The following is a 13654-nucleotide window of genomic DNA, read 5'->3' as shown; positions in this document are numbered from 1 at the left end:
GTTGCATCAAAAAAACGAAAAAAGAGAAACAAATTGTTTTGAGGAAAGAATCAAACTATGAAAAAATATCTGATCACCGGCTGCGCCGGCTTTATTGGCTCGAACTTTGTGCATTATATGCTCAAGAAGTACCCGGAGATCCTGCTGGTCAACCTGGATAAGCTGACCTATGCGGGCAATCTGGAAAACCTGAAGGACGTCGAGGGCGACCCCCGCCACGTCTTCGTGCAGGGCGATATCTGCGATAAGGAGCTGGTCGAGGGTCTGTTCGCAAAGTACGATTTCGACTACGTCATCAACTTTGCCGCAGAGAGCCACGTGGACCGCTCCATCAAGAACCCGGAGATCTTCGTCCAGAGCAACGTCATGGGCACGGTGAACCTGCTGCAGCGCGCCAAGGAGGCCTGGTATGACGCCGAGGCCAAGACCTGGAAAGAGGGCAAGAAGTACCTGCAGGTCTCGACCGACGAGGTCTATGGCGCTCTGGGTGCCGAGGGCTTCTTCATGGAGACCACCCCGCTGTGCCCCCACAGCCCCTACTCTTCCTCCAAGGCCAGTGCCGATATGTTCGTCATGGCATTCCACGATACCTACGGGATGCCTATCAACATTACCCGCTGCTCCAACAACTACGGCCCCTATCAGTTCCCGGAGAAGCTGATCCCCCTGATGATCAACAACGTCAAGCACCACAAGCAGCTGCCCGTCTACGGCGACGGAATGCAGATCCGCGACTGGCTGTACGTGGAAGACCACTGCAAGGCCATTGATATGGTCTGCAACGGCGGCAAGATCGGCGAGGTCTACAACGTCGGCGGCCACAACGAGCGCCCCAACATCTTCATCGTCAAGACCATCATCGAGCAGCTGCACGACCGTCTGAAGGATGACGGCATCAGCGAAGACCTCATCAAGCACGTTGCCGACCGTCTGGGCCATGACCGCCGCTATGGCATCGACCCCACCAAGATCAAGAACGATCTGGGCTGGTATCCGGAGACCCCGTTCGAGAAGGGCATCGTCCTGACCATCGACTGGTACCTCGACCACGAGGAGTGGATGGAGCACATCACCAGCGGCAACTACCAGAAGTACTACGAGGAAATGTACAAGAATAAGTAAGCACTTGTAAGGCCTCGGAATCGCAAAACCAAAAGGAGCACCCCTCTGCATGATGCAGGGGAGTGCTCCTTTTTTGGTTGGTTCAGGAAAACCTCAGCCCAGGCTCACGCCCATCCGGCGGGCGACGGTGAGCAGCTCACAGCCTTCGGGGACATTGCGGGTCTTGCCGGCGATGTCCTCCAGACGGTTGGCGGTGACATGGCCGTTGACCAGAGCGACGGTCACGCCGTAGCGCTCGATCTCCACCAGCTTGGCGGCGTAGCTGCCGAACTGGGTGGCCAGCACACGGTCATAGGCGCTGGGGCTGCCGCCGCGCTGCATGTGGCCGGGGATGCAGACGCGGGTCTCCATGCCGGTCTTTTTCTGGACGGCGGCGGCGATGCGGCTGGTGGCGGTGGTGTAGCCCGCCTCGGCGCGCTTGGCGGTCCATTCCTTCCGCTTCAGCTTGGCCTCTTCCTCGTTCAGGGCACCCTCTGCCACGGCGATGATGGAGAAGTTGGAGCCCTTCTTGGCGCGGCGCTCTACCGCACCGCAGACGCGGTCGATGTCGTAGGGCATTTCGGGCAGCAGGATGATGTCCGCGCCGCCGGCGATGCCGGAATAGAGGGTCAGCCAGCCAGCCTTGTTGCCCATGATCTCGATGCACATCACGCGGCTGTGGCTGCCTGCGGTGGTGTGGATGCGGTCGATGACGTCGGTGGCGATGTCCACAGCGGTATGGAAGCCGAAGGTGACGTCGGTGCCGTAGATGTCGTTGTCGATGGTCTTGGGCAGGCCGATGATGTTCAGCCCCTCCTGAGAGAGGAGGTTGGCGGTCTTGTGGGTGCCGTTGCCGCCCAGGCAGAGCAGACAGTCGAGCTTTGCGTCCTTATAGGTCTTCTTCATGGCTGCGACCTTGTCGATCTTGTCTTCTTCCACAACGCGCATCAGCTTGAAGGGGGTGCGCTTGGTGCCCAGAATGGTGCCGCCCAGCGTCAGGATGCCCCGGAAGTCGTCTTCCGTCATCTCCTTGTAGTCGCCGGTGATCAGGCCATGGTAGCCGTTCAGGATGCCCACGATCTCGACGCTGTCGCCCATCCGGGCATACAGAGCTTTTGCCACGCCGCGGATGGTGGCGTTCAGGCCGGGGCAGTCGCCGCCGGAGGTCAGGATGCCAACACGTTTTTTCATCTCGTAATATCCCTCGTTTTCTCTGAATTTCCCACTCGTGCAGGAGAAGTTTGTACTATAAGAGTATTCCCAAAGCGGGGCGGTGTCAAGAGTTGGAACGTAAAAATCACGTGAAATCGCGCAGAGAATTTGCCGGAAAAACTTCGGCAAAAAAGTTCTGAAAAAGTGTTGACAAGAAGGTGGTTTGATAGTATAATATCCCTTGTCAGCGGCGAGCAACGCTCCTGACAAAACAAAATATTGGGGATTTGCATAGTGGTAGTGCGGTAGACTCTGACTCTACTTGTGGGAGTTCGATTCTCTCATCCCCAACCAGACCGCAGCCGAAAAGCTGCGGTATTTTCGGGGCATAGCGCAGTTGGTAGCGCGCTTCGTTCGGGACGAAGAGGCCGTGGGTTCAAATCCCGCTGCTCCGACCAAAAAAGACCAGACGGATAAAAATCCGTCTGGTCTTTTTTATCTTTGCAGCGGGATTTGAACAGGGCGGCCTTGCGAAGCAAGGCAAGCAATCAGCCCTGAGGGCTGTTGCTTAGCCCGCGGGTCCTGGACCAGTAGGAATGTCGAACAAGGGGACTGCTGCTGTAGTTCCGCTTCCGCAGCGGGATTTGAACAATTCCCCCCAATATGTTACAATAGAGTCACTATCTGCAACGGAGGAAAATTCGATGCTCAAACGTCTGCGCAAAAACCATCCGCTCGGCTACTGTGTCGGGGCGGAGGTGCTGTTTCTGGGAAGTCTGATCCTAACGTCGATCCTTGTGGTGTTTTTGCTGATGCTGTTCCGCTTTGATTTGGCCTATGCGGACGACTATCTGCTGGGCTGCATCCAGGAGCTGGTCGGCGTCGGCGTGGCCGTGCTGCTGCTGAAGCGCACTGGCAAGGCGCAGCTGCTGCGAAAGCGGGGCTGCGGCTTCTTCAATGGCCTGCTGGTGGGAATGTATCCGCTGGCCCTGCTGGCGTACACGCTCTACACAAAGATCCTGTTCGGCCTGCCGGAAGACGGCACACTGCTGCCGCTCTGGCGCATCCTGAGCTTTCTGGCCAATATGATGCTGGTGGGCATCGCGGAGGAGTTTTTGTTCCGTGGCGTCGTCGCGGAGACGCTGCTGGAGCACTTCGGCACGAGCCGGGGCGGCATCTGGAAGGCCTGCCTGCTGTCGGGTCTGCTGTTTGGCTGCGCCCACCTGACGAATCTGCTGTCCAGTGCGCCGCTGGGGGTGCTGATGCAGTGTATCTTCGCAGCGTCGCTGGGGGTGCTGTATGCGGCCATCTACTTCCGCACCGGCAACCTCTGGGTCACGGTGTTCTTACATGGCGGCATGGACATCATCTCCATGCTCGTCGGCGGGCTCTACGGCACTGAGAGCGTGGCCGAGAGCGTGAGCAGCTATGATGCCTCGATGCTGCTGTCGGTGCTGGTCTACCTCATCCCGGCGGCGATCCTGCTGCGGAAAAAGAAGATCGGCGAAGTGAGGCTCTACTTCCAATATTAAGGGACAAACGAAGACCCGCCCACCCGATGAAGTGTCGGATGAGCGGGTCTTTTCTTGTGCTGGAAAACTTCCGGTTACATCTTCTCCGGAACGTTGATCTTGAACATGGTCAGCACGTTGCAGATGACGTTCTTGACGCCGATGCAGAGGGCCAGGCGGGCCTGCTGGACGGCGGGGTCTGCGCCCTGGATGCGGCAGCTGCCGTAGAAGCGGTGGAAGGCGCTGGCGAGGTCGATGACGAAGCGGTTGATCCGGCTGGGGTCATACTTCTCAGCGGCCATGACGATCTCCTGCGGGAAGGCGGCCAGCATCCGGATGAGGTCCATCTCGGAAGGCTCGGTCAGCAGGGTGGCATCCACCTGGTCGGCACCCGCGAAAGCGACACCCTCGCTCTCCATCTTCTTGAGGATGGAGCAGATGCGGGCGTGTGCATACTGGACGTAGTAGACCGGGTTGTCGTTGTCGGTCTTGACGGCCTGGTCGAGGTCGAAGTCGATGCCGCTTCCGGCGTCGTGCATGTTGAACAGGAAGCGGGCGCTGTCGATGGGCACCTCTTCCAGCAGGTCGGTCAGGGTGATGGCGTTGCCGGTGCGCTTGGACATGCGGACGGGCTGACCGTCGCGCATCAGGTTGACCATCTGCATCAGCACGACGTCGAGGTCGTTGCCGTTCAGGCCGATGGCGTCCATGGCACCCTTCATGCGGGCGACGTGGCCGTGGTGGTCTGCACCCCAGACGTCGATGGCCTTGGCAAAGCCGCGGGTGGCCAGCTTGTTGTAGTGGTAGGCGATGTCGGCGGCAAAGTAGGTGGGGATGCCGTTGGCGCGGACCAGAACTTCGTCCTTGGCCTCTTCCTCGGTGCCGTCCTCGGTCTTCTTCTTGTTGACGGTGCCGTACTTGGCGGCGTACTGGGCGCTGCAGTACATGACGGCGCCATCCTCGGCCTTGTAGCAGGCACCCAGCTCTAGCAGCTTTTCGACCACGGCCTTGACGGCGCCGGACTCGTGCAGGGTGCTCTCGTGGAACCAGACATCGTAGTCGATGCGGTACTTGCCCAGGTCGCGCTTGAGGGCCGCGATGTTCTTGGGCAGTGCGTAATCCACGAGGGCGTTCTTCAGGGTCTCGAACGCTTCGCTGGCAAACAGGGTCTCTTCGTTCATGCCCTGGCAGGCGGCCACATAGCAGTCGCCGTGCAGGTCGGCAAACTCCCCGGCCAGCACCTTGATGTCGCCGCCCTGGTAGCACTCAGCGGGCAGGGGATAGGCCTCCTCGCCGCAGAACTTCTGCAAATAGCGGACGGCCAGGCTCTTGCCGAATTTCTGGATCTGGTTGCCTGCGTCGTTGATGTAGAACTCGCGGGTCACATCGTAACCGGCCCAGTCCAGCACGGCGGCCAGGCAGTCGCCCAGAGCGCCGCCGCGGGCGTTGCCCATGTGCATGGGGCCGGTGGGGTTGGCAGAGACGAACTCCACGTTGTACTTGGCACCCTTGCCGTAGTCGGTGCGGCCGTAGTCCTTGTTGGCGGCTGCGCCCAGCACGACGCTGGCCCAGAAGGCCGGAGCCAGGAACAGGTTGATGAAGCCAGGGCCGGCCACCTCCACCTTGGCGAAGACGCCGCCCTCGATGGAGGGCAGGTGGGCGATGAGGGCGTCGGCGATCATCTTGGGAGCCTTGCGCCAGGTGCGGGCACCGGCCATGGCCAGGTTGGAGGCGATGTCGCCGTTCTTGGTGTCGGCGGGGATCTCCACGATGAAAGCGGGCAGCTCGGCTTCGGGCAGGGTGCCGTCGGCCATGGCGGCATTGGCCGCGGCGGTCAGCAGAGCGCGGGCCTCGCTCAGGGCAGCCGAGCGGGGGTTGTAGTTCTGGTAGGTCTTTTCGAATTCAGTCATTGTTTTATCCTTTCACGGGCTGACCCTCTCAGGCCGCTTCGCGTCCGGCTCTCCCAAAGGAGAGCGCTGTTAGCAAACGAGAGAAACTTTGCACTCGAAAGCACGGACGGAGAGGGTGAACCGCTTTAATTTGGCTTTTGCACGGAAATTTCCAGCGTGTTGCGGTTGATGATGGAGATGGGGTCGTCGGCGTCCAGCAGATAGCTGAATCGGGCCGTGCCGCCCGTTTCGGTCAAGCTGCACTCGATGCCGTCGCCGGTCACGCCCAGCGTCAGGGAGCCGACCTCGGTCTCATAGTGGCAGATGCTCCGGCGGTCCCGCTCGATGATGAGCTGGGCGTTGGCCGGGCCGAACCGGAGCAGGCCCACCCGGCTGCCGTCGGCTGCGATCTTGATGGTGGTGGTGCAGCCGGCAAAGCCGATGGTCTCGGTCTCTTTATAAGTGATATAGTAGGTGTCGCCCTTTTTCACGAAGCTGCCGTAGGTCATCAGTTCGATGCGGTCATCCTCGTCCACCCGGACGGGCTGGGTGTGCTCGAACTGCTCCGAGCGGCTCTTGATGCGGATGATGAAATCTTCCTTCACGTTCGTTTGTCCTTCGCTTTAGTATTTGTCGATGGCGATCTGCTCCACCGGCCCTCCCTTGTACTCGCCGAGAAAGAGGTCTGCCGTCTGCGAAAAACTGTCCGGCGTGTCGCTGACGTAGAAATGCGCCTGCCCGGCGGGGTGGTTGGCCCGCAGGCCGCGCTCGCTGAGGGTGCGTTCCAGATGGTGGGCGGCGGTCTTGGCCGGGTCCACCAGCACGACGTCCCGGCCCATAAATTCGCCGATCATGGTCTTGATGAGGGGATAGTGGGTGCAGCCCAGAATGAGGGTGTCAACCCCGGCATCCCGCACCTCGGTCAGGTACTGGGCGATGACGAGCCGGGTCACTTCCTGCTTGTCTTCCGCGCTGTGGTCCACGTAACCGGCCTCCACCAGCGGCACGAAGAGCGGGCAGGGGCGGGCTGTGATCTCCACGCCCGGCACCAGTTTGCGCAGCAGGATCTCATAACTGCGGGAGCGGATGGTGGCCGCGGTGCCGATGACGCCGATGCGGCGGTTGCGGGTGGAAAACGCAGCCTCCCGCGCAGCCGCATCCACGACGCCCAGGTAGGGCACGGGCAGCAGCGCCGCCTCGGCGGCGGGGTAGGTGCTGGACACCGTGCCGCAGGCGGCCATGATGCACTTGACATTCTGGGACAGCAGGAACGCGATGTCCTGCCGGGCATACTGCAGGATGGTCTCCGGGCTGCGGCTGCCGTAGGGCACACGGCCGGTGTCGCCGAAGTAGACGATGTTCTCGTGGGGGAGCCGCTTGCGCAGCTCCTTCACGCCGGTCAGGCCGCCGAGGCCGCTGTCAAATACGCCGATGGGGCGGTTATCCATGCTGCTTTTCCGTCCTTTCCAGCGCCAGTTCGATCAGGTGGTCGATCAGGGCGGGCACAGGGGTGCCCTCGTGCTCCATGAGCTTGGGGTACATGCTGATGGGGGTGAAGCCGGGGAAGGTGTTGATCTCGTTGATCATCACCCGGTTGGTGCCATGCTCCACGAAGAAGTCGCAGCGGGCCAGGCCCTCGCAGTTCAGGGCCGTGTAGGCCATGGCGGCGTAGGTCTTCACCTCATCGAGCTTGGCCTCGTCGAGCCGGGCCGGGATGACCACCTGGCTCACACCGTTCTTGTACTTGTCGTCGTAGGTGTAGAACTCGGCACCGGCCAGGATCTCGCCGGGGCGGGTGGCCACAGCGGGGTCGGAGCCGATGACGGCACACTCGACCTCATGGCCGTCCACGAAGGCCTCAAAGACGACCTTGCGGTCGTTCTCCAGAGCCAGCCGGATGGCGTCCTTCAGCTCGGCGCGGTCGTGTGCCTTGGTGATGCCGACGCTGGAACCGGCGTTGGCGGGCTTGACGAAGATGGGCCAGCCCAGCTTCGCGATGGCACCGTCGCAGACGCCTTCGAGGTCGGATTCGATCTCCCAGCGGTTGGCAGCCAGCCACCGGGTGTGGGGGATGCCGGCGGCGTCGAACAGGGCGTTGGCCACCGCCTTATCCATGCAGACTGCGCTGGCCAGAACGCCGCAGCCCACGTAGGGGATGCCGGCCAGCTCCAGCAGGCCCTGCACCGTGCCGTCCTCGCCCCACAGGCCGTGCAGGGCCGGGATGACGACATCCACGTGCAGCTTTTCCACCTGGCCGGAAGGAGCGAACAGGATCATGCCGTGGTCGGCACGGTCCGGGCTGATGACACAGGGCATGTTGCCGGGCAGCTCTTCCCAGCTGCCGTCGGCCATCTGGGCGCTGGAAGCCTCGGTGCACAGCCAGCGGCCCTCTTTGGTGATGCCCACGGTCAGCACTTCGTAGCGGCTGGGGTCGAGGTTGTCAACGAAGGTCCCGGCGGACACGCAGCTGACCTCGTGCTCGCTGGACATGCCGCCGAACAACACGACGACACAGAGTTTCTCTTCAGATTGCATCATGATCTCTCCTGATCGTACGGCCGGAAGGCCGGAATTTCTCTATATAGGTATAGACGCTGTTATTATACAATATCTATGCGCGGGATGCAAGCGGGCAGAACCAGAAAGAAGCAAAAGAAAAATTTTTCAAAAAAGTTGAAAAACCGCAGAAAATCCGCTTGACGGATGGAAAAAGACGTGATATAATGATAACACCTCTTTTGCGGGGTTATTAAGTGCGCCCTGTTTTGAAGGCGCTCCCGCAAGCCGAGGGAGGTTCAAAACAACCGTTATAATGGAGGTGTCAACAAATGACCGTTAAAATCACTCTGGCCTGCACCGAGTGCAAGCAGCGCAACTACAACACCACGAAGAACAAGAAGAACAACCCCGATCGTCTTGAGATGAAGAAGTACTGCCGCTTCTGCAAGAAGCACACCGTTCATCGCGAAACCAAGTAAGAAAGGCGGACGACATCATGGCAGACAAAACCGAGAAAAAGCCGGGCTTTGTGGCCAGAATGAAGGCCGCCGTGAAGGGCTTTTGCAACCGCGTTGCGAAGTTCTTCCGCGACACGAAGAGCGAGCTGAAGAAGGTCGTGTGGCCGTCCAAAGAGGACACCAAGACCAACACCGTCGTCGTGCTCGTCACCGTGGCGATCGCTGCCGTTGTCATGATCGCGCTGGATGCCATTTTCGGCGGCATCCTGGGCCTGATCATCGGCGCATGAACATCTTGAAACGGAGGTTTGAAAAAATGGAAGATCAGTCCAATGAAGCCCTCTGGTATGTAGTCCATACCTATTCCGGTTACGAGAATAAGGTTGCAACGGACCTGCAGACCATGGTCGAGAACCGCCGTCTGCAAGACCTGATCTGTGACATCAAGGTCCCCACCGAGATGGTCCCTGAGATCAAGGACGGCAAGGAGCGTATGGTGGAGCACAAGCTGTTCCCCGGTTACGTTCTGGTCAAGATGGTCATGAACGACGATACCTGGTATGTGGTGCGCAACACGCGCGGCTGCACCGGTTTCGTCGGCCCCGCATCCAAGCCCGTCCCGCTCTCCGCTGAGGAGGTCGAGAAGATGGGCGTCGAGAAGGCAGCTCCGCTGACCGTCGATTTCAAAGTCGGCGACACCGTGCAGATCACTGCCGGCCCCCTGGAAGGCTTTATGGGCCTTGTGGAGGGCATCGACACCGAGAGCTTCAAAGTCAAGCTCAAGGTCAACATGTTTGGCCGCGAGACGCCCGCTGAGGTGGACATCGCGCAGGTCGAGCTGCCGTAACCAACCGGCATCCGTTTACCAAGGTAAGACCGCAGTGCGGTTCTTATAGAGCGTGTGCACCGCGCACATGCTCGTGGGAGGCGCCTACACGGCGCCGCAACTCACCACAGATTTTTGGAGGTGCATTTATCATGGCACAGAAAGTTACTGGCTACATTAAGCTGCAGATCGAGGCCGGCAAGGCGACTCCGGCTCCCCCTGTTGGCCCTGCTCTGGGTCAGAAGGGCGTCAACATCATGGCCTTCACCAAGGAGTTCAACGAGCGTACCAAGAACCAGATGGGTTATGTCATCCCCGTCGTCATCACCGTTTACGCTGACCGCTCCTTCAGCTTCATCACCAAGACTCCTCCGGCAGCCGTTCTGATCAAGAAGGCCGCTGGCATCAACACCGCTTCCGGCAAGCCCAACAAGGAAAAGGTTGCTTCTCTGACCGCTGCTCAGGTGGAAGAGATCGCGAAGACCAAGATGCCCGACCTGAACGCTGCTTCTCTGGAAGCTGCATGCAGCATGGTCCGTGGCACCTGCCGCTCCATGGGCGTCACCGTCGAGGGCTGAGACAACAACAGTGGGAGGGCATAAAACTGCCCGCATGACCACATAGGAGGATATACAATGAAACATGGCAAGCACTATGTCGATGCTGCGAAGCAGATCGATTTTTCTAAGCTGTATGAAATGAACGAGGCTCTGGAGCTGGCTTGCAAGACCGCTTCTGCCAAGTTCGACGAGACCGTTGAGCTGCACGTCCGCCTGGGCGTTGACGGCCGCCACGCTGACCAGCAGGTCCGCGGCGCTGTCGTTCTGCCCAACGGCACCGGCAAGACCGTCCGCGTCTGCGCCATCGCAAAGGGCGCTGCTGCCGCTGCTGCTGAGGCAGCCGGCGCTGACATCGTTGGTGATGATGAGCTGATCGCCCGCATCGCCGGCGGCTTCATGGACTTCGACGTTGTTGTCACCACCCCCGACATGATGGGCCGCGTCGGCCGTCTCGGTAAGGTGCTGGGCCCCCGCGGCCTGATGCCCAACCCCAAGGCTGGTACTGTTGCTCCCGATCTGGGCAAGGCAGTCACCGAGGCCAAGGCTGGTAAGATCGAGTATCGTCTGGACAAGCAGAACATCATCCATGTCCCCGTGGGCAAGGCTTCCTTCGGTGCAGAGAAGCTGTACACCAACCTGGATACCGTTATGAGCGCCATTGCAAAGGCAAAGCCTGCTGCTGCAAAGGGCACTTACTTCAAGAGCGCTACCATCGCCACCACCATGGGCCCTGGCATCCGTCTCAACACCCTGAAGTACGGTGTCTAATTTGAAGAAATAAAACCTCTCAGTCTGCGCTTTGGCGCAGCCAGCTCCCCTATTAGGGGAGCCAAAGAGAGGAAAATAAAAAATCTTCAAAAAAGCACTTGACAACACCGCGCGTTTGCGGTAAAATAATCATGCTGTTTTTGAGACAGCAGGTGCTGGAACCCAGCGTAAGGCTAAGCCGCCTGCCGAGAAACGCGCATAATGTTGTTTTATGCCTCTTTCTCGGACACAGTGCGGGAAAGAGGCTTTTTTGATCCCTGAGTTTCAGTGTTCGATACAAGTTTTTGAAACGAGGTGAAACCGAATGCCCAGTGCAAAGATTCTTTCTGAGAAGCAGGCTTATGTCGCTGATCTGAAGGCAAAGTTTGAGAGTGCGGTTTCCGGCTGCGTCGTCGCTTACGGCGGCATTAACGTCGAGAACGACACCAAGCTCCGTAAGGAGCTGCGTGAGGCAGGCGTCGATTATATGGTCGTGAAGAACACCATGCTGCGTCTGGCTGTTAAGGGTACCTCTCTGGAGGGCCTGGCTGAGCAGTTCAAGGGCGATACCGCTATCGCTTTTGCTCACGAGGAAGACCCCATGTCCGCTGCCCGCATCCTGTGCAAGTATCAGGATGGCGATAAGTCCAAGAAGTTCGTCGTCAAGGCTGGCTTCATGGAAGGCAAGGTCATGGACGCTGCCGAGACCAACGCCATCGCAAAGCTGCCCAACCGCGAAGGCATGCTGTCCATGTTTGCAGGCGCCCTCACCAGCACTCTGTCTGGTCTGGCCGTTGCAATGCAGGCTTATGCCGACAAGCAGGAAGAGCCCGCTGCTTAATTGCTGCGTGACTGCTGCTTAACAATCTGAAATCAACAAACACAAAACCATTTATATTGGAGGGTTATTACCATGGCTTCTGAGAAGATTACTGCCATCATCGACTCCGTCAAGGAGCTGTCCGTCCTGGAGCTGAAGGAACTGATCGACGCTTACTGCGAAGAGTTCGGTGTTTCCGCTGTTGCTGCTGCTGCTCCCGCTGCTGCTGGCGCTGCTGCTGCCGCTGAGGAAGAGAAGACCGAGTTCGACGTCATCCTGGCTGAGGCTGGCGCTACCAAGATGCAGGTCATCAAGCTGGTCAAGGAAATCACCGGTCTGGGCCTGAAGGAGGCTAAGGCTATCGTTGACGGCGCTCCCAAGGCTGTCAAGGAGAAGGCTTCCAAGGCTGAGGCTGAGGACATCAAGAAGAAGCTGGAAGAGGCTGGCGCTAAGGTCGAGATCAAGTAATTTGATCCCCCTGAACGTTCTTTCTTGAATTTCGATTCTTGAAATAAAGGCACTCTCGTCGAAAGGCGAGGGTGCCTTTTTTGTTGTTTCCTCTTGACAGATAAAACACAACATGATATGATTTTGATATCAGATAGAAACACTTCCAGACCCGATAAGGAGGGATCTTACATGGAAGAGAAGATCTTGCAAACGAAGAAGAACGGAATGACGATGCTGCTGCTGACCTTGCTCGGCTATGTTGCGGCCATCATTGTGTTCGTGCTGGGTGGGATACTGCTCACGGCAGAACATAACGTGCCGGGCGTGATTTTGCTGGTGCTGAGCATCGCCTATGGCATCGTTGGCATTTTCCTGCTCTGCGGCCTGAAGGTGCTGAAGCCGGAGGAAGCATTGGTGCTGACCCTCTTCGGCGACTACATCGGCACCCTGAAAGGGGAGGGCTTCTATTGGGTGAATCCCTTCTGCACCTCCGTCAACCCAGCCGCGGGCACAGTGCTGAGCCAGAGCGGCGACGTCCAGAAGATGCCTGTTGTGCAGGCGAGCCGGGAGCAGGATGGCAAAAAGATCTCCCTCAAGATCATGACCCTGAACAACTCCCGCCAGAAGATCAACGACTGCCTGGGCAACCCGGTCGAGATCGGCATTGCCGTCATCTGGCGCGTGACCGATACCGCGAAAGCCGTCTTCAACGTGGACAACTACAAAGAGTACCTGTCCCTTCAGTGCGACAGCGCCCTGCGCAACGTCGTGCGGGTCTACCCCTACGATGTGGCCCCCAATGTGGACACCACCGGTGACGGCATCGCCGACGAAGGCAGCCTGCGCGGTTCGTCCGAGGTCGTGGCCAAGCGCATCCAGGACGAGATCCAGAAAAATGTGACCGAGGCCGGCATCGAGATCATCGAAGCTCGCATCACCTACCTGGCCTACGCGCCGGAGATCGCAGCCGTCATGCTGCAGCGCCAGCAGGCCAGCGCCATCATCGACGCCCGTAAGATGATCGTGGACGGTGCCGTCGGCATGGTGGAAATGGCACTGGAACGCCTGAATGAAAACAAAGTGGTCGAGCTCGACGATGAGCGCAAGGCAGCAATGGTCTCCAACCTGCTGGTCGTGCTCTGCGGCAACCGTGACGCTCAGCCCATTGTGAACAGCGGCAGCCTCTACTGATGGCAGCAGAACCCAAAAAGCAGATCCCGCTCCGACTGAACGCAAAGCTCTACGAAGCCCTTGCCGCATGGGCTGAAGATGATTTCCGCTCGGTGAACGGGCAGATCGAGTATCTGCTCACCGAGTGTGTGCGTCAACGGAAGAAGAATGGCAAGTATGTCTCGGATGAGATCGACCTGCCGCCGGAACTGGATCTCAAATAAGAGAAGGGAACCTTTGGAAAAAATGCTTTTCAGAGGTTCTTTTTTTCATGAAAAAGGGGAGTTGCTCCGTCTTTCAGTCAAAATAGACACATTTCCACCGGGATACGGGGAAAGTTTGTTAATAAATTATCTATTGCCTGTCCTTGCAAACCACACAGTTTTTGTTTATAATAGAAGTGTACGGGGGAGGCAAGCCCCGATAACGAGTGAAATTCGATTCCGATGAAAAGAATTTGAGAGGAGTTTA

Annotated in this window: 16 protein-coding genes, 2 tRNA genes and 1 other annotated feature; of the genes, 13 read left to right on the top strand and 5 right to left on the bottom strand. The window is 58.7% G+C overall.

Features of this window, described 5'->3' with window-relative positions; genetic code table 11:
• Positions 1-57: 57 nt before the first annotated feature.
• Positions 58-1122 carry a dTDP-glucose 4,6-dehydratase gene (rfbB, locus tag J3350_RS01970; RefSeq protein ID WP_097792653.1) on the top strand — a complete coding sequence of 355 codons (1065 nt, stop codon included), beginning with the start codon at positions 58-60 and terminating at the stop codon, positions 1120-1122.
• Positions 1123-1215: 93 nt separating this feature from the next.
• Here the strand turns inward: rfbB and J3350_RS01965 are convergent, their stop codons facing one another.
• Complete coding sequence (locus J3350_RS01965; protein ID WP_097792652.1) at positions 1216-2292, bottom strand: 6-phosphofructokinase; 1077 nt, start codon at positions 2290-2292, stop codon at positions 1216-1218.
• 241 nt (positions 2293-2533) lie between these two features.
• Between J3350_RS01965 and J3350_RS01960 the strand changes: the two genes are divergently transcribed.
• The 3 genes from J3350_RS01960 to J3350_RS01950 all read left to right on the top strand — a co-directional run bounded on the left by J3350_RS01960 (position 2534) and on the right by J3350_RS01950 (position 3785).
• Positions 2534-2607 (top strand) — tRNA-Gln (locus J3350_RS01960).
• Between the two features lie 28 nt (positions 2608-2635).
• Positions 2636-2711: transfer RNA gene (locus J3350_RS01955), tRNA-Pro, on the top strand.
• Positions 2712-2957: 246 nt separating this feature from the next.
• Positions 2958-3785: a CPBP family intramembrane glutamic endopeptidase gene (locus J3350_RS01950; RefSeq protein WP_207685508.1), complete on the top strand. Its 828-nt coding sequence runs from the start codon at positions 2958-2960 to the stop codon at positions 3783-3785.
• A 74-nt stretch (positions 3786-3859) separates the two neighbouring features.
• Here J3350_RS01950 and argS read toward each other — a convergent pair whose 3' ends face one another.
• From argS to J3350_RS01930, 4 genes are all read right to left on the bottom strand, one after another.
• Complete coding sequence (gene argS, locus J3350_RS01945; RefSeq protein ID WP_207685507.1) at positions 3860-5674, bottom strand: arginine--tRNA ligase; 1815 nt, start codon at positions 5672-5674, stop codon at positions 3860-3862.
• A gap of 125 nt (positions 5675-5799) precedes the next feature.
• Complete coding sequence (locus J3350_RS01940) at positions 5800-6258, bottom strand: DUF1934 domain-containing protein (RefSeq protein WP_118551707.1); 459 nt, start codon at positions 6256-6258, stop codon at positions 5800-5802.
• Between the two features lie 18 nt (positions 6259-6276).
• Positions 6277-7101, bottom strand: a complete 825-nt coding sequence (murI, locus tag J3350_RS01935; RefSeq protein ID WP_207685506.1) for a glutamate racemase — start codon at positions 7099-7101, stop codon at positions 6277-6279.
• Positions 7094-8188 (bottom strand): D-alanine--D-alanine ligase family protein, encoded by a 1095-nt coding sequence (locus tag J3350_RS01930; protein WP_097792647.1) that lies wholly within the window; start codon positions 8186-8188, stop codon positions 7094-7096. Before J3350_RS01930 ends, murI begins: the two co-directional genes overlap by 8 nt.
• A 293-nt stretch (positions 8189-8481) precedes the next feature.
• On the opposite strand from J3350_RS01930, the gene rpmG reads away from it, so the two are divergent.
• The 9 genes from rpmG to J3350_RS01885 all read left to right on the top strand — a co-directional run bounded on the left by rpmG (position 8482) and on the right by J3350_RS01885 (position 13407).
• Entirely contained in the window at positions 8482-8631 is a 150-nt protein-coding gene (rpmG, locus tag J3350_RS01925; protein WP_005920501.1) for a 50S ribosomal protein L33, read from the top strand.
• A gap of 17 nt (positions 8632-8648) precedes the next feature.
• Entirely contained in the window at positions 8649-8900 is a 252-nt protein-coding gene (gene secE, locus J3350_RS01920) for a preprotein translocase subunit SecE (RefSeq protein ID WP_097792646.1), read from the top strand.
• Between the two features lie 26 nt (positions 8901-8926).
• Positions 8927-9457, top strand: coding sequence for a transcription termination/antitermination protein NusG (gene nusG, locus J3350_RS01915; RefSeq protein ID WP_097792645.1), 531 nt, complete (start codon positions 8927-8929; stop codon positions 9455-9457).
• Between the two features lie 131 nt (positions 9458-9588).
• Positions 9589-10014 (top strand): 50S ribosomal protein L11, encoded by a 426-nt coding sequence (gene rplK / locus J3350_RS01910; protein ID WP_005920496.1) that lies wholly within the window; start codon positions 9589-9591, stop codon positions 10012-10014.
• A 57-nt stretch (positions 10015-10071) separates the two neighbouring features.
• Positions 10072-10764 (top strand): 50S ribosomal protein L1, encoded by a 693-nt coding sequence (rplA, locus tag J3350_RS01905; protein ID WP_097792644.1) that lies wholly within the window; start codon positions 10072-10074, stop codon positions 10762-10764.
• A gap of 121 nt (positions 10765-10885) precedes the next feature.
• Positions 10886-11025, top strand: a sequence feature (ribosomal protein L10 leader region).
• Positions 11026-11068: 43 nt separating this feature from the next.
• Positions 11069-11584 (top strand): 50S ribosomal protein L10, encoded by a 516-nt coding sequence (gene rplJ, locus J3350_RS01900; RefSeq protein ID WP_097792643.1) that lies wholly within the window; start codon positions 11069-11071, stop codon positions 11582-11584.
• A 72-nt stretch (positions 11585-11656) separates the two neighbouring features.
• Entirely contained in the window at positions 11657-12031 is a 375-nt protein-coding gene (gene rplL / locus J3350_RS01895; RefSeq protein WP_055189512.1) for a 50S ribosomal protein L7/L12, read from the top strand.
• 171 nt (positions 12032-12202) lie between these two features.
• On the top strand, positions 12203-13204 hold the full coding sequence (locus J3350_RS01890) for an SPFH domain-containing protein (protein ID WP_207685505.1): 1002 nt from the start codon (positions 12203-12205) through the stop codon (positions 13202-13204).
• Positions 13204-13407: a PTS ascorbate transporter subunit IIC gene (locus J3350_RS01885; protein ID WP_097792641.1), complete on the top strand. Its 204-nt coding sequence runs from the start codon at positions 13204-13206 to the stop codon at positions 13405-13407. Before J3350_RS01890 ends, J3350_RS01885 begins: the two co-directional genes overlap by 1 nt.
• Positions 13408-13654: the final 247 nt, after the last annotated feature.

The sequence above is a fragment of the Faecalibacterium sp. Marseille-Q3530 genome (assembly GCF_017377625.1).
GTDB classification, from domain to species: Bacteria; Bacillota; Clostridia; order Oscillospirales; family Ruminococcaceae; genus Faecalibacterium; species Faecalibacterium prausnitzii_E.
This window is presented reverse-complemented; position numbering and strand designations above follow the sequence as displayed.